Here is a 22,650-nt window from a genome sequence, read left to right on the forward strand (position 1 = left end):
ATTAGGACATGGCCCCGGCCTGCAAGCTATACATCTTGTGGTAGGTTCCACCCAGAGCCAAGAGTTCCTCATGGGTTCCACTCTCGATAATGCGCCCCTTGTCCAAAACGTAGATACAGTTGGCATCTTGGATGGTCGAAAGGCGGTGGGCGATAGCAATGGTTGTTCGTCCCTGTCTCATCTTAGCTAGTGAAGCTTGAACTAAGCTTTCTGTTTCAGAGTCAATATTGGCTGTCGCTTCATCCAAAATCAGGATTTTAGGCTGACTGGCGACTGTTCTAGCAAAGGCAAGAAGCTGGCGCTGCCCAGTAGAGAAGCTCGAACCACGCTCAGACACAGGAGTATCATAGCTTAGAGGAAGTTCTTGAATAAAGGAATCTGCATCCACGAAAGCAGCTGCAGCCTGGACCTGATCATCACTGATCTCTTGGTACATGGCGATATTGGACTTGATAGTCCCGTGATAGAGGAAGGGATCCTGCAAGACCAGACCGATATTCTTTCTCAGCTCTTCCTGACTGTAGTCCCTAATATCCACACCATCCAAGAGAACTCGCCCTGACTGAAATTCATAAAAGCGCATGAGGACATTGATAATAGACGATTTCCCAGAACCTGTATGACCCACAAAAGCTATGGTTTCACCCTTATTAACAGAGAAAGAAATGTCATCCAGAATCTGGTGTTTACCGTCATATGAGAAACACACATTTTCAAAACGGATATTGCCTTCTTTGACTTTAGCCTGCCCATTTTCTTGAAGGGGTTCATAGGTCCTCTCGTCTATCAGGGCAAAGACACGGCCTGCAGAAACCATGGACGTTTGTAGGGTTGAAAAGTTTTGCGTCACCTCAATCAGAGGGTCAAAGAGACGATTGATATACTGGATAAAGGCATACATGGTTCCTGCCGTTATCCCAATAGAAAGACCACGATAGCCAAAATAGGTCATTAAAACTGCATATCCTAGGAGTTTCAACAAACTCATGGCAGGTCTCAAAAAGAGGGCATCCAAGGCTACAGAACGGTTGGCATAGACCAAGTGCTCTTGGTTAATCTCATCAAATTCCGCCTGCAGGCGCTTCTCTTGATTAAAGGCCTGGATAATCCTGATTCCCTCGATGTTTTCTGCCAGCTTGCTATTGATGTCTGACAAGAGATTTCTGGTTTTCTCAATGATTTTCACTGATTTTTTCCGATAGAGATTGACCAAAAGGAAAATCAAGGGGAGAAAGAGCAATACTAATGCTGTCAAACGAAAATCCAACACCAACATGGTATAAAGAGTTGTCAGAAAGATGAAAATTGCTGAGATAAAGCTAGATAAAATCCCTGAAAACATATCGCTGATGGTCTCAGTATCATTGGTCAAACGAGAGACGATAGAGCCTGCTGGCGTCTTGTCAAAATAAGACATACCCAGCTTCTCCATATTGGCAAAGGCATCTCGACGAATATCTCTAACGATGCTGTAGGATACCCGCGCAAAGAGAAGATTACCGACATACTGAACTACAGTTTGTAGAATATAAAGGCCATAGTAGGCCAGCAAAACGGTAATGGCTAGTTGGTTAAGATTACTCCGATACTGGTCGATAAAGTGGGAAGCCACAAGGGGAATGACACTTTTAATGACCGTCGTCGCTAGGAGAAAACTGAGTGCCAAAAAGGTCAGGAGGCCGTAAGGCTTGAGATAGGACATCAAGCGCTTCAATACAGTCCATTGTTCTTTCTTATTCTGCATCTTCTTCTCCTTTCATTTCCAGCTGCTGAGACTGGTAGGTTTGGGCATACCAGCCATCCATGGCTAGTAGGTCTTCATGCCTGCCTCGTTCTATAATTTGACCATTTTGCAGAACTAAAATCAAATCTGCATGGACAACTGCACTCAGGCGATGAGCCGTAATAATGGTTGTCTTGTCCTTTCGCGTCTCCTTGAGGTTGTCGATAATCGCATACTCCGTCTTGGCATCCACGGCCGACAAAGAATCATCCAAAATCAAGATATCAGGGTCTAAAATCATAGCCCGACTCATGGCCAGACGCTGCTTTTGACCTCCAGAAAGACTGACTCCCTTTTCACCAATCAATGTATCAAATCCCTGAGGCATGGCTACAATGTCTTGGTAAACTTGGGCTAGCTTAGTCGCTTCCTCGACCGCTGAAAGTGGTAAATCAGGATTCCCAAAACGAATATTGTCTAAGATAGAGGTCGCAAAGAGGAACTGGTCCTGAGGAACATAGCCCATAAGACTACGAAGATCTGTCAGACGATAGTCCCGAATATTATGACCGTTTAGGTAAATAGCACCCTTATCCACATCGTATTCACGCAAGAGAAGCTTGATCAAGGACGTTTTTCCAGAGCCTGTCTGACCAACCAAGCCCAGAGTTTGCCCTTTTTCCAAACTAAAGTGAACATTTGTCAGTGTTTCCTCATTTTCAAAGGCAAAGCTGTCAATAGCGTACTCCAAACGCCCATTTTCAATACTGTCTAGAGGAAACTCAGGATCTTGTACAGGTGATTCCTGAGACAAAAGTTCCTCAATCCGCTGGTAAGAAACCTTCCCTCGCTGAGTAATATTAAAGAGGAAACCGATGGCCATAAGAGGCCAAACCAGCATATCCAAGTAGCTGATAAAGGTAACTAGATTCCCAACCGTGATTTGCCCTTTCTGAACCATCAAGGAGCCGACCAAGAGGGTTAACACATAGGATGAACCAACAAATAAGAGAACCATGGGGTCAAAGAGACTATCGTATTTCATGGTTTGGAGGTTCTTTTGGAAGGTCAATTCATTGACTGCCTGGAAAGACTTGAGCTCGTCCGCCTGATAACCGAAAGACTTGGTCACTTTAATACCTGATACGGACTCCTGTACCTTGTTATTGAGTTCAGAAAAGGCAGCCTGTGATTCGCCAAAGGCCTTGTGGGTCTTTCTCCCTAGACGACTGGTCGCATAAGCCATGAAAGGTAAGGGTAAAATGGCAACTAGGGTCATTTGCCATGAAATGCTAAAGAGCATAGTCAGCAAGGTCACTAAAGCTGTGATTGAGGCATCAACCGCTGACATAACCCCTCCCCCTGCCAGACGCGTTAAGGCATTGATATCATTGGTTGCGTGTGCCATCAGATCCCCCGTCCGATAGGTTTGATAAAAAGCTGGAGACATTTTTGTGAAATGCTCAAACAAGCGAGACCGCATAATCTGTCCCAGACGGTAGGAAGTCCCAAGGATATACATGCGCCAAACATAGCGCAGATAGTACATCCCAAAGGCTGCAAGAAGCAAATAAAATAGGTCAAGAAGGAGGTCCTGCTGGGTTAATTGCTCCGAAGTAATGGCATCAATAACCCGCCCCATGACCATAGGGGGAATGAGATTGAGTACGGAAACCAAGACCAAGGCCACAATTCCGACTAGATAACGGTGTTTTTCTAACTTGAAAAACCACCAAAGTTTTTGAATAATGGACATAAAATCCCTTTCTGATTGCAAATGGAAACCTGAGGCCAAGACCCCAGGCTTTTCTTATTCATAGGTTACGACTGTAACAGCACCCTTGTCATACTCAGCGATAAAGATATTGGCAACATTGTCATGTCCTTGTTTGCTGAGGTTATCAAGCAACCACTCTTCGCTACGACCAATCGATTCCAAAACATCGACTTGGATCACACCGTCAGTTACAACTGGATACTTAGGATTTTCATCTCCCATTTGGACCACGATGAGTTGGCCATTTTGCTCTTGCACAGCTCGTTTAACTTGCTTCATCTGGAAAATCCCTTGGCTACGAAGTTTGAGAGCAACATCTGCCGCAGACAAGCCAACTGAACGACAGGCTTCTGGGTCGATCTGCCCATTTTTGATGAGGAGAGTTGGTTTCCCATCGATTAAGCGTTTGACAAAACGAACATTGTTATTGAGCCATTTGAGTGTCAAAACCAAAATCGTCCACATCATCAAAATCACTGCGTACTGGAGAATGCTGATTGAACTATTGTAAATCACCCCACCGATGATACCACCAAGAACATAGTTCTGAATTTGGTCTGTCGCAGAGTTAGGTGCTAGGTTTCCTTTTCCAGTCACATTGATAACAAAAACCAGCGAGAAGAGCCCCAAGGCCAGTTTGATTAAAATTTCCATATAGTTGAGTGTCATTTGTTTACCTCCACCAATTCAATAGCATCTGTTTGATGCAATTCTAATTTCTCTAAAAGATACTTGTCTGGTTGGCTCCCGTTCATAGCGCGGTAGAAATCTGAACCTACCTTGACAAGCGCTCCATCAGTGATTGCAGAAGTATTGACGTAAACTTCTGATTTATCCACTCCCAAGTCTTTGGAAACGACCTCTATAAAATGAAGGGAGGTTTGAAATTGATTGTTAGAGGCTTGATTGGTCTGATATTTTGAGATTGTCACCAAAAGCATGGCCACTAAGGTCAAGGCCAAAATCATGACCAATTCCCTAAACTTAGTCCCCTTTTTATCACGATAAGCTTTAAAAGCAAAAAATCCTGTGATAGCTAGGAGCACAATCCCGAAGCCAATCATGATGCCATTTTGCTGACTGATTTGGCTAAGTACATAGTCATATGAGTAAAATTTCATTTATTTTCACTCCCTTTCATAAAATCATTCTTCATTATAAACGAAAAAGGGTGATTTTTCAAACCATACGTTGGGGAAATAGACCTTTTTTTGGTATAATAAAATCTATAATCTGAATGAAAAAGGTAACTTTATGAAACTTATCTCATGGAATATTGATTCCCTCAATGCAGCCCTAACTAGTGACTCAGCTCGCGCCAAATTGTCCCAAGAAGTCCTACAAACCTTGGTCGCTGAAAATGCTGATATCATCGCTATCCAAGAAACCAAGCTTTCTGCCAAGGGTCCTACTAAAAAACACTTGGAAATTTTAGCTGAACTCTTTCCAAACTACGAAAACACGTGGCGTTCTTCTCAAGAACCTGCCCGCAAAGGCTATGCTGGAACAATGTTCCTCTATAAGAAAGAACTCACACCCACTATCAGCTTCCCAGAAATCGGTGCCCCTTCTACCATGGACTTGGAAGGTCGCATCATCACTCTAGAATTTGATAAATTTTTCGTGACCCAAGTTTACACACCAAATGCTGGCGATGGACTCAAACGCTTGGAAGAACGCCAAATCTGGGATGTCAAATATGCTGAGTACTTGGCTGAACTAGACAAAGAAAAACCAGTCCTTGCGACCGGTGACTATAACGTAGCCCACAATGAAATCGACCTTGCAAATCCTGCCAGCAACCGTCGTTCACCAGGATTTACCGACGAGGAACGTGCTGGATTTACCAACCTCTTGGCAACTGGATTTACCGACACCTTCCGCCATATTCATGGCGATGTTCCAGAACGCTACACTTGGTGGGCACAGCGCAGCAAGACTTCTAAAATCAACAATACAGGCTGGAGAATCGACTACTGGCTCACAAGTAACCGCATCGCTGACAAAGTGACCAAGTCTGACATGATTGACTCAGGAGCTCGCCAAGACCATACACCCATTGTCTTGGAAATTGAACTCTAAGGAGAAAACGAATGGACTATCAAGCTGTCATTCCTGAATTTGTAGTATCTGACATCGAAAAATCACGCCACTTCTACTGCGGCCTGCTAGGATTCTCTGTCGAATACGAGCGTCCAGAGGAGAAATTTCTCTTCCTCTCGCTTGAAGACTGCCAACTTATGCTAGAAGAAGCCAGCACAGAAGAATTAGCTCAGCTGACCTATCCTTTCGGGCGCGGTGTCAATATTTCCTTTGGCATAAAGGATGTTCCAAAACTCTATCAAAAAGTGATGGAGGCAAACTATCCTATTTATCGTCCCTTAACCAAAAGAAAGTTTCGTGTTGGGGATCACTATATATATCCTCATGAATTTGCAGTTTTGGATCCAGATGGCTATTTTTTAAGATTTAGCGAGTAGAATAATAAATATTTGGAAAAAGTCTTTAAAGTTAAAAAGGCATATTGTCAAGTCTTGAAAAATCTTGATAATATGTCTTTTATGATGAAAAAATCTTCTAATACTCTTCGAAAATCAAATTCAAACCACGTCAGCGTCGCCTTACCGTACTCAAGTACAGCCTGCGGCTAGCTTCCTAGTTTGCTCTTTGATTTTCATTGAGTATAAATGTTAGCTAATAAGTTATTTTTTGCCCATTTTTATTATATTTGTTCGTTTTTCAAACCAAAACACTAACAAAATATTTGATTTCTAAAGTTATTTAGTGTAAAATAAAAACATTGGCTCAAGCCTATTTTAAATTGAATATCGTTTTACTTGTTTATGTCGTGAATTGGCACGACGTTTCTACAAGGTGCCGTAACACCTAACAATAAGTAAGTCAGAAGTGAGGTATGGTCGTTTTTGCCATGCCTATTTTGAGGACTTACTTAGAGATTAAGTAGGTCCTTTTTCTATTTCTTGCTAGAAACTATAAACAAGCAAATGGATTGGCTTTTAGACTTTAGGAGGTCTTATGAAATTATTAGAAGAGCGCATCCTCAAGGATGGGCATATCTTGGGTGATAACATCCTCAAGGTGGATTCCTTTTTAACCCACCAAGTTGACTATCAATTGATGCGAGAGATTGGAAAGCTCTTTGCGGAAAGATTTTCTTCTGCTGGTATTACCAAAGTCGTAACCATTGAAGCGTCAGGTATTGCCCCAGCCGTTTTTACAGCTGAAGCCTTAAACGTTCCCATGATTTTCGCTAAAAAAGCTAAAAACATCACTATGAACGAAGGTATCTTAACTGCCGAAGTTTACTCCTTTACCAAGCAGGTAACCAGCACCGTTTCTATCGCTGGAAAATTCCTCTCACCAGAAGACAAGGTCTTGATTATCGATGATTTCCTTGCTAATGGCCAAGCTGCCAAAGGCTTGATTCAAATCATCGAACAAGCTGGTGCCACAGTCGAAGCTATCGGTATTGTGATTGAAAAATCCTTCCAAGATGGCCGTGATTTGCTTGAAAAAGCAGGCTACCCTGTTCTATCACTCGCTCGTTTGGATCGTTTTGAAAATGGTCAGGTCGTATTTAAGGAGGCAGATCTCTAATGCAAACTCAAGAAAAACACTCGCAAGCAGCCGTTCTTGGCTTGCAGCACTTACTAGCCATGTACTCAGGATCCATCCTGGTTCCCATCATGATTGCGACAGCCCTTGGCTATTCAGCTGAACAGTTGACCTACCTGATTTCCACAGATATCTTCATGTGTGGGGTGGCAACCTTCCTCCAACTCCAACTCAACAAATACTTTGGGATTGGACTCCCAGTCGTTCTTGGAGTTGCCTTCCAGTCGGTAGCTCCCTTGATTATGATTGGACAAAGCCATGGTAGTGGCGCTATGTTTGGTGCCCTTATCGCATCAGGGATTTACGTGGTTCTTGTTTCAGGCATCTTCTCAAAAGTTGCCAATCTCTTCCCATCTATCGTAACAGGATCTGTTATTACCACGATTGGTTTAACCTTGATCCCTGTCGCTATTGGAAATATAGGGAATAACGTTCCAGAACCAACTGGTCAAAGTCTCTTGCTTGCAGCTATCACTGTTCTGATTATCCTCTTAATTAACATCTTTACCAAAGGATTTATCAAGTCTATCTCTATTTTGATTGGTCTAGTTGTTGGAACTGCCATTGCCGCTAGCATGGGCTTGGTGGACTTCTCCCCTGTTGCGGCAGCGCCGCTTGTACATGTCCCAACTCCACTCTACTTTGGGATGCCAACCTTTGAAATCTCATCTATTGTCATGATGTGTATCATCGCAACGGTGTCTATGGTTGAGTCGACTGGTGTTTACCTGGCCTTGTCTGATATCACGAAAGACCCAATCGACAGCACGCGCCTGCGTAACGGATACCGCGCAGAAGGTTTGGCCGTACTTCTCGGAGGAATCTTTAACACCTTCCCTTACACAGGATTTTCACAAAACGTTGGTTTGGTTAAATTATCAGGTATCAAGACTCGCCTGCCAATCTACTACGCAGCTGGTTTCCTGGTTCTCCTTGGACTCCTTCCTAAGTTTGGCGCCCTTGCCCAAATCATTCCAAGCCCTGTCCTCGGTGGTGCCATGCTGGTAATGTTTGGTTTTGTGTCTATTCAAGGGATGCAAATCCTCGCTCGTGTTGACTTTGCTAACAATGAACACAACTTCCTTATCGCAGCTGTTTCAATCGCTGCAGGTGTCGGTCTAAATAATAGTAATCTCTTTGTTAGCATGCCGACAGCCTTCCAAATGTTCTTCTCAAACGGAATCGTCGTAGCCAGCCTTCTCGCCATTGTACTCAATGCCGTATTAAATCGGAAAAAGAAATAAGAAAAAGAGGTGTGAGCCTCTTTTTTAGTTATCTATATTCGTACCTGTCTGTCTTCTGACCGCTGGCCTGTGACAAACATGGTGAAGGTTGCTTTGCAGACATTTCTGCCCTCTTGATTGGTAATATCCACATCCACGACACAGGTTGTGCGACCTTGATGGACACATTCTCCTTTAATGGTCAGCACATCGTCGAGTTTTCCTGCCTTGAGGTAGTTGATAGAGGATTGGAGTGTTACTCCATCAAGCCCCAGCGAGATAACCACCAAACCACTGATCTGGTCACAAAGGGTAAAGAGATAGCCACCATGGGCATTGCCATAGTAGTTAAGCGACGAGTCCACTACTTTGGTCGTCACCACAACGTGACCATCTCTCATTTTTTCTATTTCGTAATTTTCAAAGGCAGATATAGCGTCAAAATGAAAATCTTTCATCGTTTCCTCCTGATATTTCAAACGACACTATGATACTACTTTTTATAGGACTGTGCAAGGAGAAAGCTCCTAGTCTGGCAAAATTCCGACCTGCTCTACAAAGCGCATAAAGGCTGCCTGTCCTTGTTCCGTCTGCTTGTAAACCCCTGCATCCTCTAGAACGCGTGCAAAAATATCACCCACAGAGTCCTTGACGACTTCAAGGGCCTTTTCTTTATCCGCTAGGTCTGGATGTTGAGCTTTGAGCTGGTCTGCCCATTCCTGATGATAAGAGGCAACTGTATCCTCATCTCCCACGAGGTAGCTGGCGACTTGCTCCACTTCTGCTTTCAAACGTGGCGGCAGAATAGCCAAACCCATGACCTCAATCAAACCAATATTTTCCTTCTTGATATGTTGGACATCCTTGTGGGGATGATAAATTCCATCAGGATGCTCTAGCGATGTCTGATTGTCTCGCAAGACCAAGTCCAACTCAAACTGTCCATCGCGTTTACGGGCAATGGGTGTGATGGTGTGATGTGGTGTCCCGTCTGTCTCTGCCAAAATCTGCACTGCAGAATCTGAATACTGGCGCCATTCCTGCAAAATCTTATCAGCCAAGTTAATCAAATCCTCTTTGGAATCCGAGGTCAAACGTAGCACTGACATAGGCCACTTGACAATCCCAGCCTTGACCTGCTCAAAACCAGCAAAACAGAAAGTCTTTTGCAAGGGAGCCAATTCCATAGGAAATACGTGACGGCCTCCCTGATAGTGGTCATGAGTTAGAATAGACCCCCCCACAATTGGTAAGTCCGCATTTGAACCCGCAAAATAGCCCGGAAACTGCTCTACGATAGCCAGCAGACGCTCAAAACTCTGACGACTAATGGCCATGGGACGGTGCTGACCGTCTAAGAAAATACAGTGCTCATTAAAATAAGCATAGGGCGAATACTGGAATCCCCACTCCTGACCCGCCATTTCAAAACGGATAATGCGGTGATTGCTACGAGCTGGATGGTTAACCCGACCATGGTAGCCTTCGTTCTCTAGACAGAGCTGACACTGGGGATAATTGCTAGCTTGCACCAACTTGGCTGCCGCAATCTCCTTTGGATCCTTTTCAGGCTTAGAGAGGTTGATGGTAATCTCAAGTTCTCCGTAGTCAGATGGTACACGATAAGCAATATTTTTAGCAATGGCCTTGAGCTTGATGTAGTCGTTTTTCTGGCTGAGCTGGTAAAAATCCGCTATCGCCTGCTCAGGAGATTGGGCATAGGTTTCCCAAAAGTCACGATTGACCTGACTTGGACAAGAGGTCACCAAGTCCATCAGTTCAGCACCGAGGATTTCACGCGCAGTCTGACTATCCTCAATCGTCTCTAATCGAACCGCCTCCTCGACAAGCTGGTCCTTGAGCTCAATCAATTTATCCAGATTCGTCTCAACTTCCAAAACACCTTCTCCCACTCGTGCCAAAACACGATTGGACAGGTAGATTCGATCCATTTCCTCAAATGAACTTTCAGTAATGACTTCTGTGATAAATGCATCTAGAATTCCCTGACTCATTGATTCTCCTTCCTACTTTCTAAATAGTCTCTGACAGCATCTAAATCCTGAAAAACTTGTTCTGTTTTATTTAAGAAAGACTGTGCTGGCATTTTTAAGTCTGGAATACAAATAACTGGTATCCCAGCTCTATAGGCTGCTTCAATCCCTGCTTCACTATCCTCTAATACTAAGCAATTCTCTGGTAAAACATTCAAATCACTACAGGCCTTTAAAAATATATCAGGGTAAGGTTTGCTTCGCTTTACATCTTTTGCAAAAACTAGATGGTCAAATAGGGATAGTATACCATTGCTATCCAATATCATTCTAGCTCTAGATTCAACACTTGAAGTTGCTAAAGCGATTGGAATCCCTTCTCTTTGCAAAAAAGCAAGCAAACTTTTAGCACCTTTTTTTAAATTTACACCTTTGGTTAAAATTCGAGCCTCCAGTTCATAAACTTTTTCCAAGGTTTGGTCAAAGTTCCAAGGTAAATCATAGGTATCCAAAAATCGTTGAACATTCTCCTCTTCCCTATGTCCACTGTATTCTCTAGAATATGTTTCTTCTGTGAAAGGAATTCCAAAATCCTCAAGCAATTCTTGATAAACTTTTAGAGAAATGATCTCAGTATCAGCTAATAAGCCATCTAAATCAAATATTACAGCTTCCATATACTTCTCTCCTAGTCTAGGACGCGAGTGCCACCTGCAACTTCAGCGATATAGAAGCTTGGAGCGTATCCAACTACTTCCTCGTAGTGTTTTCCTACAGCTTCCTTAAAGGCATCAACAGTATCTTTTTGCACCAAGGCAATGGCACAGCCGCCAAAACCTGCTCCTGTCATACGAGCACCGAGAACACCTTCTTGAGCCCAAGCTGTGTGAACAAGGGTATCCAATTCCAAGCCAGTTACTTCATAGTCATGCTCTAGGGAAACGTGAGAAGCATTCATCAAGCGACCAAATGTGTCCAAATCTCCTGCTTGAAGGGCTGCTTGAGCTTTGAGGGTACGTTGGTTTTCAAGCACAGCATGGCGAGCACGTTTCAAACGATTTTCATCTTTAATCAGATAGCTATATTGGTCAAAGGCCCACTCATTCAATTCACCCAAGGTTTGAATGTCCAAAGCAACTTGCAATTCTTCTACTGCTTTTTCACACTCAGCACGGCGTTCATTATATTTAGAATCCGCCAATTCACGACGTTTATTGGTGTTCATAATAACAACGACATTGTCCTTCAAATCAAGTGGCACCAAATCGTATTCTAAAGTATTAGTATCTAGGTAAATTGCACGTTGGTCCGCTCCCATACCGATAGCAAACTGGTCCATGATACCAGAGTTGACTCCGATAAAGTTGTTTTCTGTTTGTTTACCGATTTTAACCAAATCCAAACGGTCTAGTTTTAAATCAAATAGATACTCTGCCACGACTCCTGTCAAGAGTTCCAAGGATGCAGAAGAAGACAAGCCAGCACCATTTGGGATATTCCCATAAACATAAAAATCAAAACCTTTATCAATCACATGCCCAGCTTCTTGCAAGAAATGAAGAACCCCTTTTGGATAGTTGGTCCAGTTGTGCTCTTTTTCAAACTTGAGGTTAGTAAGAGGCACTTCGATGATACCCTTGTCTTCAAAGTTAGCTGAGTAGAAACGCAAGACTTGGTCGTCACGCTTACGAGCTGCACCGTAAGTTCCCAAGGAAATAGCAGCAGGAAAAACGTGCCCACCGTTGTAGTCTGTGTGTTCACCAATTAAATTGATACGACCTGGTGAAAAGAAAGTTTGGTCTGCTTCTTGACCAAAAACAGCAAGAAAGTCTTTACGAAGAGCTTCAGCAGTAAGATCTTGTGTCATATGATTTCTCCTTTTACTGTCCGTTAAGTCACCTTAACGTGTAATCGTTTTCTTCTATTGTATACAAGGGATTTCCCAAGGTCAATCCTTTTTACTAAACTTTTACTAAACTATCAGTAAAAAGCAGAAAAATATGATATACTAACCTAATCAAGGAGGATTTATGGCTACCTTAAAAGACATTGCACAGCTAGCCTCTGTCTCTATCGCGACCGTATCCCGTGTCCTCAATCGCGATCAGAGCCTATCTGTTACAGAAGAAACCAGACATCGCATTTTAACTGTCGCTGAAGAGTTGGGCTATACCAAGCACCTCAAGACAGGTGAGTCCCACAAACCCAAGCAAAAGATTGCCATTATCCAATGGGTCAGCGAACAAGGGGAGCTGGACGACCTCTACTACTACCAGATTCGCCTAGGCATAGAAAAAAGAGCCCAAGAGTTGGACTATGATATCTTGCGCTATTTTAATGACCATCCTTTTACCCTAAGCGAAGAAGTGATTGGGATTCTCTGCATCGGAAAGTTTAGCCGAGCTCAGATTTCTACCTTTGAAGAATACCAAAAGCCTCTTGTCTTTCTAGACAGTGATACTCTTTCACTAGGACACACCTGCATTATCACGGACTTTTACACTGCCATGAAACAGGTTGTCGATTATTTCCTCAGTCAGGAACTGGATCGTATCGGGATTCTAACAGGCCTTGAAGAAACAACCGACCAAGAAGAAATCATTGAGGACAAGCGTCTGGAAAATTTTAGGAACTACAGTCAAGCAAAGGGAATCTATCATGATGAACTGGTCTTTCAAGGAAGCTTTACTGCCCAGTCTGGCTATGACTTGATGAAGGAGGCTATTCAGAGTTTGGGAGACCAACTGCCACCAGCCTTTTTTGCTGCCAGTGATAGTTTAGCCATCGGTGCCCTCCGTGCCCTCCAAGAAGCTGGAATCACCCTGCCAGACCGCGTCAGTCTTATTTCCTTTAACGACACCAGCCTGACCAAGCAAGTCTATCCACCCCTCTCTAGCATCACAGTTTATACTGAAGAAATGGGCCGAGCAGGTATGGATATTCTTAACAAGGAAGTTCTCCACGGCCGCAAAATCCCTAGCTTGACTATGCTGGGAACCAGACTGACTCTGAGAGAAAGTACAAGGAATGATTAGAATTACAAAACGACCTCTAGCAAGGCTGTTTCTCTAATAATCTCTATGATTCCGCTCCAACTCACACCTTTCGCTTATGTGCTTGGTGATTTTCTAGGTCAGCATCAACTTCAATGGTAACATTTTGAAAGCCACAATCTTTGAGGAAAATTCGAATAGATTCTTTACAAGTTTCCATATGCTCCATCTCTTTTAAACAAACATGGACAATGGCATTTTTTTCCAAACCATCCATAGTCCAGAGATTAAGCTGATTGATACTAGCGACATGGTCCAATTCTGCTAAATCCGTCTTAATCTTCTGGATATCTACTCCTTCTGGCACTGCATCGAGGAATATCTTGAGCGTGCTCCAAAAACGTGGAAGGGCTTTTGACAGAATAAAGAAGGAAATAGCAAGAGACAAGAGCGGATCAAGGATATACCAATCCGTAAATCGGAGAATAATTGCCATTAAAATGACAGCCAGCCAACCAAGAGTATCTTCCAAAAAGTGCAGGCTGAGAATTGACTCGTTCTTTGTCTTTCCCTTACGAACTACTAGACTAGCTAGCACATTGATACTGACTGCAATAATTCCTAGCCAGAGAATCCCCTCATCATTGACCGGTTGTGGATGAAAGATTTTCGCTATATTTTCCAAAATGACCAAAACGGACCCTGTCATAAGAATCACAGCCGTTATCATGGCCCCTAAAAGGCTAAAACGCTTGTAGCCCAAGGTATAGTGGCTGTCTTCTTCACGATTGGAGATACTTTCCAAAAAGGCTGAGATCCCAATAGCAATCGCATCTCCCAAGTCATGCACCGAGTCAGCAAGAACTGCACTGGAACCAAACACTCCACCAGCGATAAACTCGACAATAGCATAAGTCAAATTTAAGAAAAAAGCTAGCCAAACAGTATATTTTGCCTTCATATTTCTCATTCCTTTGTTATAATAGATTTATGAACATCTTGTTCATTATCATTATCCACTAAAACTCAAAGAAAGGATAGAAGCAAAAGGTCAGCTTTATTCAGTTCTGAACAATTTGCCTCAAGTGTCCATATGACTAACATTGACCGCCGTACCAGTAAAACAAAAAAAGCCATCTATCAAGCTTTTCTACAACTTTTGAACACTAAGGGCTACGAGTCCACTACGGTTCAGGATATTATTGATCTCGCAGATGTGGGACGTTCTACTTTTTACTGTCACTATGAGAGCAAGGAGCTGCTTCTGGACGAGCTTTGCCGCTACCTATTCCATCATCGTTTTGAAAGAGAGCAAGCCATTTCAACCGAAGATTACCTCGCCCACCTCTTTCTGCATTTTCAGAAAAATCAAGACCATATCACCAGTTTACTATTCTCCAAGAATGACTACTTCCTCCGCCAACTCCAGAGAGAGTTGGAACACCACGTCTACCCCATGCTGGTTGATGATTTGAAAGAAGCACACCCAAGTCTGCCTGCTTCTTATCTCCAACACTTAGTTGTAACCAACTTTATCGAAACATTGACCTGGTGGCTCAAAAAAGGACAAGATTTCACAGAACAGGAAGTTGTCCAGTTTTATCTAGACCTTCTCATTCCTAAAAATTGAATACAGAGTAGAGCTCAGTTGCCTTATTTCTTGGTTACTGAGTTTTTTATCTTTTCAACAACAAAAGAGGATCCGCCGATCCTCTTTTTCATAATATAAAATCCTTTATTATCAACTCTATCTGTTTTATCCCAAGACTTAAAACAGTACTTTCAAACATCTTTTCCTAGTTAGGTAAATCAGTATTCTGCTTAGCAGCCTTGCTCCATTGATACCACCCAACTAGACTGTTAATGAGATAAATTAGATATTTCCCTTGAATTTGCAGGCTTTCTCCCCACCAGAGATAGATAGAAAAGACATTGGTAGCTGCCCAGAATATCCATTGTTCACGATAAACAGCTGTCATGAGGATTTGCCCTACCCCATTGGTCGCATCTGTGATTGAATCACGATAGGGACGATTAGCACCAATAGACTGATAAATGAAGCCAAAGGCCAACCACCAAAGAACACTAATGGAAAGATACTTGGTCCAGCCCTTGCCATCCAGTTTACGTGCGACAAACTCCTGCTTTTCCTTCTTAAACTGTGCCTGATAAATCCAAACTAGAAGTCCAATCGGTTGCATGACTGTGAAGTAAATTGTCGTCAACACCTCACCATAAAAGCCTTTCTGTAGGGCCAAAATAAGGTAAATAACAGAGTTAATCAAGCCAAAAAGATAATTACTTGCCCGACCTTCCGATACAAAGATAACACAGATAATCCCAGTTAGGCTACAAATCATCCCAATCCAGTCAACAATACGGTGTTCATAAATCAACTCCAGCCAGAGAGGAAAACTTCCTAAAACCAGCAAATAAAGCCACTGGGCAAAACTACGATGGGCAAAGAGGTCATCCCAGATAGCCTTCATAGTTCCTGAAAATCCTAAATCAGCCATCGCCGTAACCATACGACGGTAACCACCTGACATTTCACCTAAAGTTGTTTTGATATTTTCAATTTTCTTTTGCAAATAAGTATGCATCATTTCTCCTTTTGTTTTTAAAGAGCCGTGTCTAGATAGACTTTCGGACGCAACGCTCTATTAGATAATGAACTGTCTATACACAAGATTTCTAACCTTAGTCGACATGATCTGGAAATCTTTATTTGTTAAGTAGTTCACAACACATTATACACCTATTTTGTGAATAGTCAAGTGTATTTACAGTAAAATTTTAGAAAATCATGAAAATTTTCTCTTTCTTTCCATTTTAAGTGACATTCAGTAATTCTCACATCAAAAAAGCCCAGACAAACTTATCTGAGCATTTTTCTATATAGTCGTTTAACCAAGTTGAGTTTAGCTTTTCAAGCTATTTCTTCAACAAGCCTTGTTCTTGGAGAAACTCCTTGGCTACTTGTCCTGCTGACTTGCCTTCAACACTGACTTGGTAGTTAAGCTGGCTCATCTGGCTTTCAGTAATTTTACCAGCCAATTTATTGAGAACTGTTTCCAACTCTGGATGTTTCTTGAGAAGAGCTTCTTTCATGAGTGGAGCCCCTTGATAAGGTGGGAAGAGTTGCTTGTCATCTTCCAAGACCTGCAAATCATAACGCTCCAATTCCGCATCAGTCGAATAGGCATCCGTAATTTGAATATCGCCTGACTGAATAGCCTGATAGCGAAGAGCTGGTTCCATAGTCGCTACATTGAGATTGAGACCATACATTGATTGCAAGCCCTTATTTCCATCCTCACGGTCATTAAACTCAAGTGTAAAGCCTGCCTTCAGCTGTCCTTCCACTTTTTTCAAGTCCGAAATGGTCTTCAAGCCATATTCCTGAGCAATCTTTTTCGGAACAGCTACAGCATAAGTATTTTGATAAGACATGGGTTTGAGATAGGCTAGATGATCCTGCTTGGCAATGCCATCACGCGCTACATCATAAACCTGCTCTGGCTCATGACTCACTTTCGGTGATGGCTGAAGCAAACTTTCAGTCACCGTACCAGTAAATTCAGGATAGATGTCAATATCGCCTTTTTTCAGAGCTTCATAGAGGAAGCTTGTTTTCCCAAAATTTGGTTTAACAGTCGCAGTCATACTGGTATTTTCTTCAATCAGCAATTTATACATATTGGCCAAAATTTCTGGTTCTGGACCCAATTTTCCAGCAATAACCAAGTTTTCTTTCTCTTTTTGAGCTAAGAGGGCTGGACTATAAGACAGACCTAGCAATAAGGTCACCAAGGCAAAACCAGAAAAAATCGTCCGCAATTTTGCTTTTTCCATCACTTTTAGTAGGAAGTTAAAGGCAATAGCCAGCACTGCAGAAGAAAGGGCCCCAATCAAAATCAGACTGGCATTATTACGGTCAATTCCCAAAAGGATAAAGGAACCCAGCCCCCCTGCCCCAATCAAAGCTGCCAAGGTTGCCGTACCGATAATCAAGACCGCTGCCGTCCTAATTCCAGACATGATAACAGGCATAGCAAGTGGAATTTCAAACTTCTTGAGACGCTCCCACCTAGTCATCCCAAAGGCAATCCCAGCCTCTTGCAGACTCGGATCAATTCCCTTGAGCCCAGTGATGGTATTTTGTAAAATCGGAAAGATCGCATAAATCACTAGTGCTGTCAAAGCCGGCAAGGTTCCAATTCCCATCAAGGGAATAAAGAGCCCCAACAAGGCCAGTGACGGGATGGTCTGGAAAATCCCTGCAATCTGCAAGACCCAATCCGCCAACTTCTCATGATAGCGAAGAGAAACAGCCAAGGGAATCGCGATAAAAATAGCTAGTAACAGGGTCAAAAGTGACAACTGCAAATGTTGAGATAGAGCTGTCAACCAATCACTAAAACGATCCTGAAAAGTTGCAATTAAATTAGTCATGAACACTACCTCCAAACAAGTCTGCTACAAATTCTGTGGCAGGAGCTTTTAAAATGGTCTCGGGATTCGCCACCTGACGAATCTCTCCATCCTGCAAAACAGCAATACGGTCCGCCAACTTCAAAGCTTCATCCGTATCATGGGTCACAAAAATCGTTGTCATCCCAAACTCTTTATGCAATTCTTTTGTCAGAACTTGCAACTGTTTTCTCGAAATAGCATCCAAGGCTGAAAAAGGCTCATCCATGAGGAGAATCTTAGGCTGACCAATCATAGCACGAACAATTCCGACCCGTTGCTGTTCTCCACCAGATAATTCACTAGGTAAACGATGCCCATACTCGGCTACTGGTAAACCAACCTTAGCTAAAAGCTCTTCTGTTTTCTGAGCAATTTCTTCCTTAGTCCAGCCCTTCATCTCAGGAATCAGGGCAATATTTTCCGCGACCGTTAGATTAGGAAAGAGAGCAATGGCCTGTAAAACATAACCAGTAGACAGACGAAGTTCACGCTCATCATAGTCTTTTATGCGCTTGCCATCCATATAAATATTTCCATCAGTTGGTTCCAAAAGACGGTTGACCATCTTAATCATGGTTGTCTTACCTGAGCCAGAAGGCCCAACTAAAACCATAAACTCCCCATTCTCAATCCGTAAATTAACATCTCTCAAGACATCTTTTTCTGTGTAGCGCAAGGCTACATTTTTGTATTCAATCATTCTTTGTCCTCGTTTTAAAACTTTCCTCGATTGATCAAGTCTTCTACCTTAGGCATGACTTCCTTATTGTCCCAATGCTCCTCAATTTTCCCGTTCTCTAAACGGAAGATATCGTCCTGGGCATAAGCAAGGCCATCAATCTGAGTCTGACCATAGCTAACCACATAGTTTCCTTGTCCTAAGAGTTGGAAAATAAAATCAAGAGTGGCCTTTACTTATAAAAACCTAATTTGATCTATTTTAATCCTCATTTGCCTTCTCTTTCAGATTTGCCAAAATTCTTTCTTGAAAGGCTTCAAATTGCCGAATTTCTTCCTCTGAAAATCCTTTGTAAAAAATCGTATCCAATTTCTGACTGACACGATGCCCCACTTCTTTCTGGGACTTGCCTAACTCCGTTAAAACTAAATACTTCTTACGCTTGTCTTTTCCACACGGACTAACAATTACAAGCTTTTGTTCCTCTAGCTTTTTGATCATAGTAGTCAGCGTATTATTCGCAAGCCCAGTTGCCAGAGCAATATCTGTCGCAGTTGCGCAGCCAGTTTTACTATTCCATAAAACCGCTAAAATCTTACCCTGTTCACCCCTATAAAGAGCCTCAGGATCTTGGGTCAGTAGCTTTTGAAAAATCCGCCCATTCAACAAACGAATATGATGGGCTAGCAAATGACTATCTTTCATGACACCTCCAATTTATTTCTATATCGATACGAATAAAAAACATTATAATACTTATCATTCTAATTGTCAACTATTTCGATTTGGAAATAATTTTTCCCAGTAAAAAAATCTCCCACCCAAGGTAGAAGATTCTAATCTTATAAACTTAATCCGTCATGTCCGATACCAACGTTCGATGTTCCAATGGAACACTGCACATAACTAGCAAGAAAATGAAACCTGACTGAATCCAGAAGAGAGCCAAGTCAAAGATTCCGTGCACAGCAACCACTGTAAGGAAAGACAGATAAAGACCGATAATCGGACGTTTCCCCGACTCCTGACTCATATCCATCATCAAGCGAACAGGAGCAACAGAAGACAAAACTAATAAAATGGTCCCCACAATTCCGTAACTCAGAATCGTATCAATATAAAGGCTGTGAGCATGTTCATGATAAGGAGCATTTATCCGAGGATAAGAGTGCATGTAGGTCAATGGCCCTTCACCCCAGAAAGGATTTTGCTTAAATAAGGCCATCCCAGCATCCCATATAGAAATGCGTTCTTCCATAGAAGAGTCTAAAGTCCCCATCCGAACTCCCAAATCACTGGAAAAGAGGAAACTCAAGCCAATCGCAAAGACCCCAATACTAAGCCAAAAGGCCTTCCAGTTTTTAATGGTCGTAAAGAGATAAATAATGGCTCCAGCGATAATAGCAGGAAAGGCGGTTCGATTTTGAGTAAAGTTCAATCCAAAGAGATTCACAAAGCCTGCAAACACACAGAATACTTTCAACCAATTCAACTTGGTCGTTGTAAACAAATAGAAGGCAATCATGATACAGAAACAACAAATAATTCCATAATAATTAGGATTAAAGAAGGTCACCTCTGCACGATTCTGATGCCAGACCTGCATATTGGGTGAAAGAAAAGCATAGTTGAATTTCTTCACAATTTGGAAATGTTCTAAACTCGCAAAAGCAGCTGACAAGACGCTACCAAACAAGACGAGCTGCAAAATCAATCGAAAGAATTTATGTGATAAAATCGACTGATAGTGCAAAAAGAAAACAGTAAATAGAAAAATTCCTACTGAAGCCACAACTCCCATCCAATTTTGTGCAAAAACGGATATAACAGTACTATAGCCAAGAAAAAGAAGCAGCATCGGATGCTCCCCCATTTTCTGAAGAATACTTTTCATGTCTCCTGTAAAAATCAAACCGATAATATATAAACAGAATACAACTACAAAAAGATAAAAGGGCAAAAAGATACTCAGGATAATTCCCAATAAAATCAGCTCTTTACTAGACAACCCTTTCAGCTTTTCAATAAAGCCTATTGATTTCAAAATGAATCCTTTCTCTCCAAATCAGTTGATTCAGATAATAGTAAGCTACCCTTTATTGTACCACTTTTTTAGCAATTTGAAAACAAAGGAAACGTTTACTAGGTAAAAAAGGGGAGCAAAAATACTGATATTTCAAAACTCAATCTTAATGATTGTATTTTCTCTAAGAAAATCATGCCGTAAATAGTAGCCATATGTTAAAATAGTAGTAATAAAATATAGACTAGATTCAAATCATATACTATTCTTAAAGAAAGGAAACACTATGAAATCCTACCAAGCCGTCTACCAAATTCTAGCTAAAGAAACCGATTATATCAGCGGAGAAAAGATTGCAGAAGAACTATCACTGACCCGAACATCAATTTGGAAAGCCATCAGGCGGCTAGAACAAGAAGGCATTGAAATTGATAGTATTAAAAACAAAGGCTATAAACTGCTGAATGGAGACCTTATTCTTCCAGAGATTCTAGAAGAAAATCTTCCAATTAAAGTCAGCTTTAAACCTGAAACAAAATCAACTCAACTAGATGCAAAAGAAGCAATTGATTTAGGAAATGAAGCAAACACCCTCTATATAGCTTCCTATCAAACAGCAGGCCGAGGCCGTTTTCAACGCTCCTTCTACTCACCCCAAGGTGGCATTTATATGACACTCCATCTTAAACCAAATCTCACCTACGACAAATTACCATCCTACACACTACTTGTAGCTGGAGCTATCTACAAAGCCATTAAGAACCTAACTTTAATAGATGTCGACATAAAATGGGTCAATGATATCTACCTCAAAAATCATAAAATTGGAGGAATCCTCACTGAGGCAATGACATCTGTAGAAACTGGCTTAGTCACAGATATCATTATTGGAGTAGGAATCAACTTTACTATTAAAGACTTCCCTCAAGAATTAAAAGAAAAAGCTGCTAGTTTATTCAAAGCTCCAGCACCTATAACAAGAAATGAATTAATTATCGAAATATGGCGTGCTTTCTTCGAAACACCAGCAGATGAGTTATTATACCTATATAAAAAACAGTCATTCGTTCTTGGAAAAGAAGTTACTTTCACACTGGATAAAAAAGACTACAAGGGACTTGCTAAAGATATCTCTGAAAATGGAAAACTTTTGGTGCAATGTGATAACGGAAAAGAAATTTGGCTCAATAGCGGAGAAATTTCACTCAAGAGTTGGAAGTAATAATAAACTAGCACAACCATAAAAACGACAATATATAAAGATTTTAGCTTTAATGCAGCCCACTACAGTTGACAAAGAGCGCAAAAAAACTTCAGATGAGTAATCCAATTAAGTTTTACAAATCTGAAGTTTTTATTCTACTATTCTTAAAAATACAAAAAAAGAGTTATAAACTCTCAATAAAACGGAGAATAAGGGATTCGAACCCTTGCGCCAGTTACCCGACCTAACGATTTAGCAAACCGTCCTCTTCAGCCTCTTGAGTAATTCTCCAATTAATGGGCACGAGTGGACTCGAACCACCGACCTCACGCTTATCAGGCGTGCGCTCTAACCACCTGAGCTACGCGCCCAAGTTAAAAACTTGGTAATTTGAACAAAGTTCAAAGCGGGTGACGAGAATCGAACTCGCGACAACAGCTTGGAAGGCTGTAGTTTTACCACTAAACTACACCCGCATACATACTATAATTAAAAATGGCGCGAGACGGAATCGAACCGCCGACACATGGAGCTTCAATCCATTGCTCTACCAACTGAGCTACCGAGCCTTATTGCGGGAGCAGGATTTGAACCTACGACCTTCGGGTTATGAGCCCGACGAGCTACCGAGCTGCTCCATCCCGCGTTAATGAAAAGGAGGATGTGGGATTCGAACCCACGCACGCTTTTACACGCCTGACGGTTTTCAAGACCGTTCCCTTCAGCCGGACTTGGGTAATCCTCCATAATATTCAAATGGACCTTGTAGGACTTGAACCTACGACCACTCGGTTATGAGCCGAGAGCTCTAACCAGCTGAGCTAAAGGTCCAACAAGATCATTATAGCGGCGAAGGGGATCGAACCCCCGACCTCCCGGGTATGAACCGGACGCTCTAGCCAGCTGAGCTACACCGCCATAT

General features: G+C 42.0%; 21 protein-coding genes, 8 tRNA genes, 1 pseudogene and 1 riboswitch. Of the genes and pseudogenes, 7 read left to right on the plus strand and 23 right to left on the minus strand.

The window, feature by feature from the left end:
• Position 1: 1 nt before the first annotated feature.
• From SMSK564_RS0102450 to SMSK564_RS07825, 4 genes are read right to left on the minus strand one after another with little or no spacing between them, the layout of a single operon-like run.
• Positions 2 to 1,744 carry an ABC transporter ATP-binding protein gene (locus SMSK564_RS0102450; protein ID WP_001180042.1) on the minus strand — a complete coding sequence of 581 codons (1,743 nt, stop codon included), beginning with the start codon at positions 1,742 to 1,744 and terminating at the stop codon, positions 2 to 4.
• Positions 1,734 to 3,479: an ABC transporter ATP-binding protein gene (locus tag SMSK564_RS07815; RefSeq protein WP_000022558.1), complete on the minus strand. Its 1,746-nt coding sequence runs from the start codon at positions 3,477 to 3,479 to the stop codon at positions 1,734 to 1,736. Before SMSK564_RS07815 ends, SMSK564_RS0102450 begins: the two co-directional genes overlap by 11 nt.
• Positions 3,480 to 3,533: 54 nt before the next feature.
• A complete protein-coding gene (locus SMSK564_RS07820; RefSeq protein ID WP_000174448.1) occupies positions 3,534 to 4,169 on the minus strand; it encodes a DUF421 domain-containing protein in 636 nt (211 codons plus the stop codon).
• Positions 4,166 to 4,621 (minus strand): DUF3290 family protein, encoded by a 456-nt coding sequence (locus SMSK564_RS07825; RefSeq protein ID WP_000675333.1) that lies wholly within the window; start codon positions 4,619 to 4,621, stop codon positions 4,166 to 4,168. Before SMSK564_RS07825 ends, SMSK564_RS07820 begins: the two co-directional genes overlap by 4 nt.
• A 133-nt stretch (positions 4,622 to 4,754) precedes the next feature.
• On the opposite strand from SMSK564_RS07825, the gene SMSK564_RS07830 reads away from it, so the two are divergent.
• The 4 genes from SMSK564_RS07830 to SMSK564_RS07845 all read left to right on the plus strand — a co-directional run bounded on the left by SMSK564_RS07830 (position 4,755) and on the right by SMSK564_RS07845 (position 8,380).
• Complete coding sequence (locus tag SMSK564_RS07830; RefSeq protein ID WP_000767440.1) at positions 4,755 to 5,582, plus strand: exodeoxyribonuclease III; 828 nt, start codon at positions 4,755 to 4,757, stop codon at positions 5,580 to 5,582.
• A gap of 11 nt (positions 5,583 to 5,593) precedes the next feature.
• Entirely contained in the window at positions 5,594 to 5,980 is a 387-nt protein-coding gene (locus tag SMSK564_RS07835) for a bleomycin resistance protein (RefSeq protein ID WP_000386223.1), read from the plus strand.
• Between the two features lie 337 nt (positions 5,981 to 6,317).
• Positions 6,318 to 6,413: riboswitch (purine riboswitch) on the plus strand.
• A 123-nt stretch (positions 6,414 to 6,536) separates the two neighbouring features.
• On the plus strand, positions 6,537 to 7,118 hold the full coding sequence (locus tag SMSK564_RS07840) for a xanthine phosphoribosyltransferase (protein WP_000770424.1): 582 nt from the start codon (positions 6,537 to 6,539) through the stop codon (positions 7,116 to 7,118).
• Entirely contained in the window at positions 7,118 to 8,380 is a 1,263-nt protein-coding gene (locus SMSK564_RS07845) for a nucleobase:cation symporter-2 family protein (protein WP_001194474.1), read from the plus strand. The genes SMSK564_RS07840 and SMSK564_RS07845 overlap by 1 nt, the downstream gene beginning before the upstream one ends.
• A gap of 32 nt (positions 8,381 to 8,412) precedes the next feature.
• Here SMSK564_RS07845 and SMSK564_RS07850 read toward each other — a convergent pair whose 3' ends face one another.
• The 4 genes from SMSK564_RS07850 to SMSK564_RS07865 form a co-directional block, all read right to left on the minus strand.
• Positions 8,413 to 8,817 (minus strand): PaaI family thioesterase, encoded by a 405-nt coding sequence (locus tag SMSK564_RS07850; protein WP_000651198.1) that lies wholly within the window; start codon positions 8,815 to 8,817, stop codon positions 8,413 to 8,415.
• A gap of 69 nt (positions 8,818 to 8,886) precedes the next feature.
• On the minus strand, positions 8,887 to 10,374 hold the full coding sequence (locus SMSK564_RS07855; RefSeq protein ID WP_000077525.1) for a UDP-glucose--hexose-1-phosphate uridylyltransferase: 1,488 nt from the start codon (positions 10,372 to 10,374) through the stop codon (positions 8,887 to 8,889).
• The gene (locus SMSK564_RS07860) at positions 10,371 to 11,030 is read right to left on the minus strand and encodes an HAD family hydrolase (RefSeq protein ID WP_000388514.1); all 660 of its coding nucleotides are present in this window, start codon (positions 11,028 to 11,030) and stop codon (positions 10,371 to 10,373) included. The genes SMSK564_RS07855 and SMSK564_RS07860 overlap by 4 nt, the downstream gene beginning before the upstream one ends.
• Before the next feature lie 11 nt (positions 11,031 to 11,041).
• Entirely contained in the window at positions 11,042 to 12,220 is a 1,179-nt protein-coding gene (locus tag SMSK564_RS07865; RefSeq protein WP_000189881.1) for a galactokinase, read from the minus strand.
• Positions 12,221 to 12,383: 163 nt separating this feature from the next.
• On the opposite strand from SMSK564_RS07865, the gene galR reads away from it, so the two are divergent.
• On the plus strand, positions 12,384 to 13,388 hold the full coding sequence (gene galR / locus SMSK564_RS07870; RefSeq protein ID WP_000212531.1) for a DNA-binding transcriptional regulator GalR: 1,005 nt from the start codon (positions 12,384 to 12,386) through the stop codon (positions 13,386 to 13,388).
• 61 nt (positions 13,389 to 13,449) lie between these two features.
• Here galR and SMSK564_RS07875 read toward each other — a convergent pair whose 3' ends face one another.
• Positions 13,450 to 14,307: a cation diffusion facilitator family transporter gene (locus SMSK564_RS07875; RefSeq protein ID WP_000645149.1), complete on the minus strand. Its 858-nt coding sequence runs from the start codon at positions 14,305 to 14,307 to the stop codon at positions 13,450 to 13,452.
• Between the two features lie 132 nt (positions 14,308 to 14,439).
• Between SMSK564_RS07875 and SMSK564_RS07880 the strand changes: the two genes are divergently transcribed.
• The gene (locus SMSK564_RS07880) at positions 14,440 to 14,976 is read left to right on the plus strand and encodes a TetR/AcrR family transcriptional regulator (RefSeq protein WP_000181709.1); all 537 of its coding nucleotides are present in this window, start codon (positions 14,440 to 14,442) and stop codon (positions 14,974 to 14,976) included.
• Positions 14,977 to 15,142: 166 nt separating this feature from the next.
• Here the strand turns inward: SMSK564_RS07880 and pnuC are convergent, their stop codons facing one another.
• From pnuC to SMSK564_RS07905, 6 genes and pseudogenes are all read right to left on the minus strand, one after another.
• Positions 15,143 to 15,949, minus strand: coding sequence for a nicotinamide riboside transporter PnuC (pnuC, locus tag SMSK564_RS07885; protein WP_000557785.1), 807 nt, complete (start codon positions 15,947 to 15,949; stop codon positions 15,143 to 15,145).
• Positions 15,950 to 16,280: 331 nt separating this feature from the next.
• Positions 16,281 to 17,801 carry an ABC transporter permease/substrate-binding protein gene (locus SMSK564_RS07890; protein ID WP_000182941.1) on the minus strand — a complete coding sequence of 507 codons (1,521 nt, stop codon included), beginning with the start codon at positions 17,799 to 17,801 and terminating at the stop codon, positions 16,281 to 16,283.
• Positions 17,794 to 18,522 carry an ATP-binding cassette domain-containing protein gene (locus SMSK564_RS07895; RefSeq protein WP_000575238.1) on the minus strand — a complete coding sequence of 243 codons (729 nt, stop codon included), beginning with the start codon at positions 18,520 to 18,522 and terminating at the stop codon, positions 17,794 to 17,796. Before SMSK564_RS07895 ends, SMSK564_RS07890 begins: the two co-directional genes overlap by 8 nt.
• A gap of 14 nt (positions 18,523 to 18,536) precedes the next feature.
• Positions 18,537 to 18,728 (minus strand): annotated as a pseudogene (locus SMSK564_RS12740) (nuclear transport factor 2 family protein); the annotation flags it as partial.
• Positions 18,729 to 18,762: 34 nt separating this feature from the next.
• Complete coding sequence (locus SMSK564_RS07900; RefSeq protein WP_000655210.1) at positions 18,763 to 19,206, minus strand: MarR family winged helix-turn-helix transcriptional regulator; 444 nt, start codon at positions 19,204 to 19,206, stop codon at positions 18,763 to 18,765.
• Positions 19,207 to 19,351: 145 nt separating this feature from the next.
• Positions 19,352 to 20,545, minus strand: coding sequence for an O-antigen ligase family protein (locus SMSK564_RS07905; RefSeq protein WP_000835610.1), 1,194 nt, complete (start codon positions 20,543 to 20,545; stop codon positions 19,352 to 19,354).
• Positions 20,546 to 20,810: 265 nt separating this feature from the next.
• Here SMSK564_RS07905 and birA point away from each other — a divergent pair, with 265 nt between their 5' ends.
• Complete coding sequence (gene birA, locus SMSK564_RS07910; protein WP_000844498.1) at positions 20,811 to 21,746, plus strand: bifunctional biotin--[acetyl-CoA-carboxylase] ligase/biotin operon repressor BirA; 936 nt, start codon at positions 20,811 to 20,813, stop codon at positions 21,744 to 21,746.
• Between the two features lie 185 nt (positions 21,747 to 21,931).
• Here birA and SMSK564_RS0102455 read toward each other — a convergent pair.
• From SMSK564_RS0102455 to SMSK564_RS0102490, 8 genes are all read right to left on the minus strand, one after another.
• A tRNA-Ser gene (locus SMSK564_RS0102455) sits at positions 21,932 to 22,019 on the minus strand.
• Positions 22,020 to 22,025: 6 nt separating this feature from the next.
• Positions 22,026 to 22,099, minus strand: a tRNA-Ile gene (locus SMSK564_RS0102460).
• A 34-nt stretch (positions 22,100 to 22,133) separates the two neighbouring features.
• Positions 22,134 to 22,204 (minus strand) — tRNA-Gly (locus tag SMSK564_RS0102465).
• 20 nt (positions 22,205 to 22,224) lie between these two features.
• Positions 22,225 to 22,297, minus strand: a tRNA-Phe gene (locus SMSK564_RS0102470).
• A gap of 3 nt (positions 22,298 to 22,300) precedes the next feature.
• A tRNA-Met gene (locus SMSK564_RS0102475) sits at positions 22,301 to 22,374 on the minus strand.
• 9 nt (positions 22,375 to 22,383) lie between these two features.
• Positions 22,384 to 22,473, minus strand: a tRNA-Ser gene (locus tag SMSK564_RS0102480).
• Between the two features lie 12 nt (positions 22,474 to 22,485).
• Positions 22,486 to 22,559, minus strand: a tRNA-Ile gene (locus SMSK564_RS0102485).
• A 13-nt stretch (positions 22,560 to 22,572) separates the two neighbouring features.
• Positions 22,573 to 22,646 (minus strand) — tRNA-Met (locus SMSK564_RS0102490).
• Positions 22,647 to 22,650 lie beyond the last annotated feature (4 nt).

It is taken from the genome of Streptococcus mitis SK564, from assembly GCF_000148525.1.
GTDB lineage: Bacteria > Bacillota > Bacilli > Lactobacillales > Streptococcaceae > Streptococcus > Streptococcus mitis_H.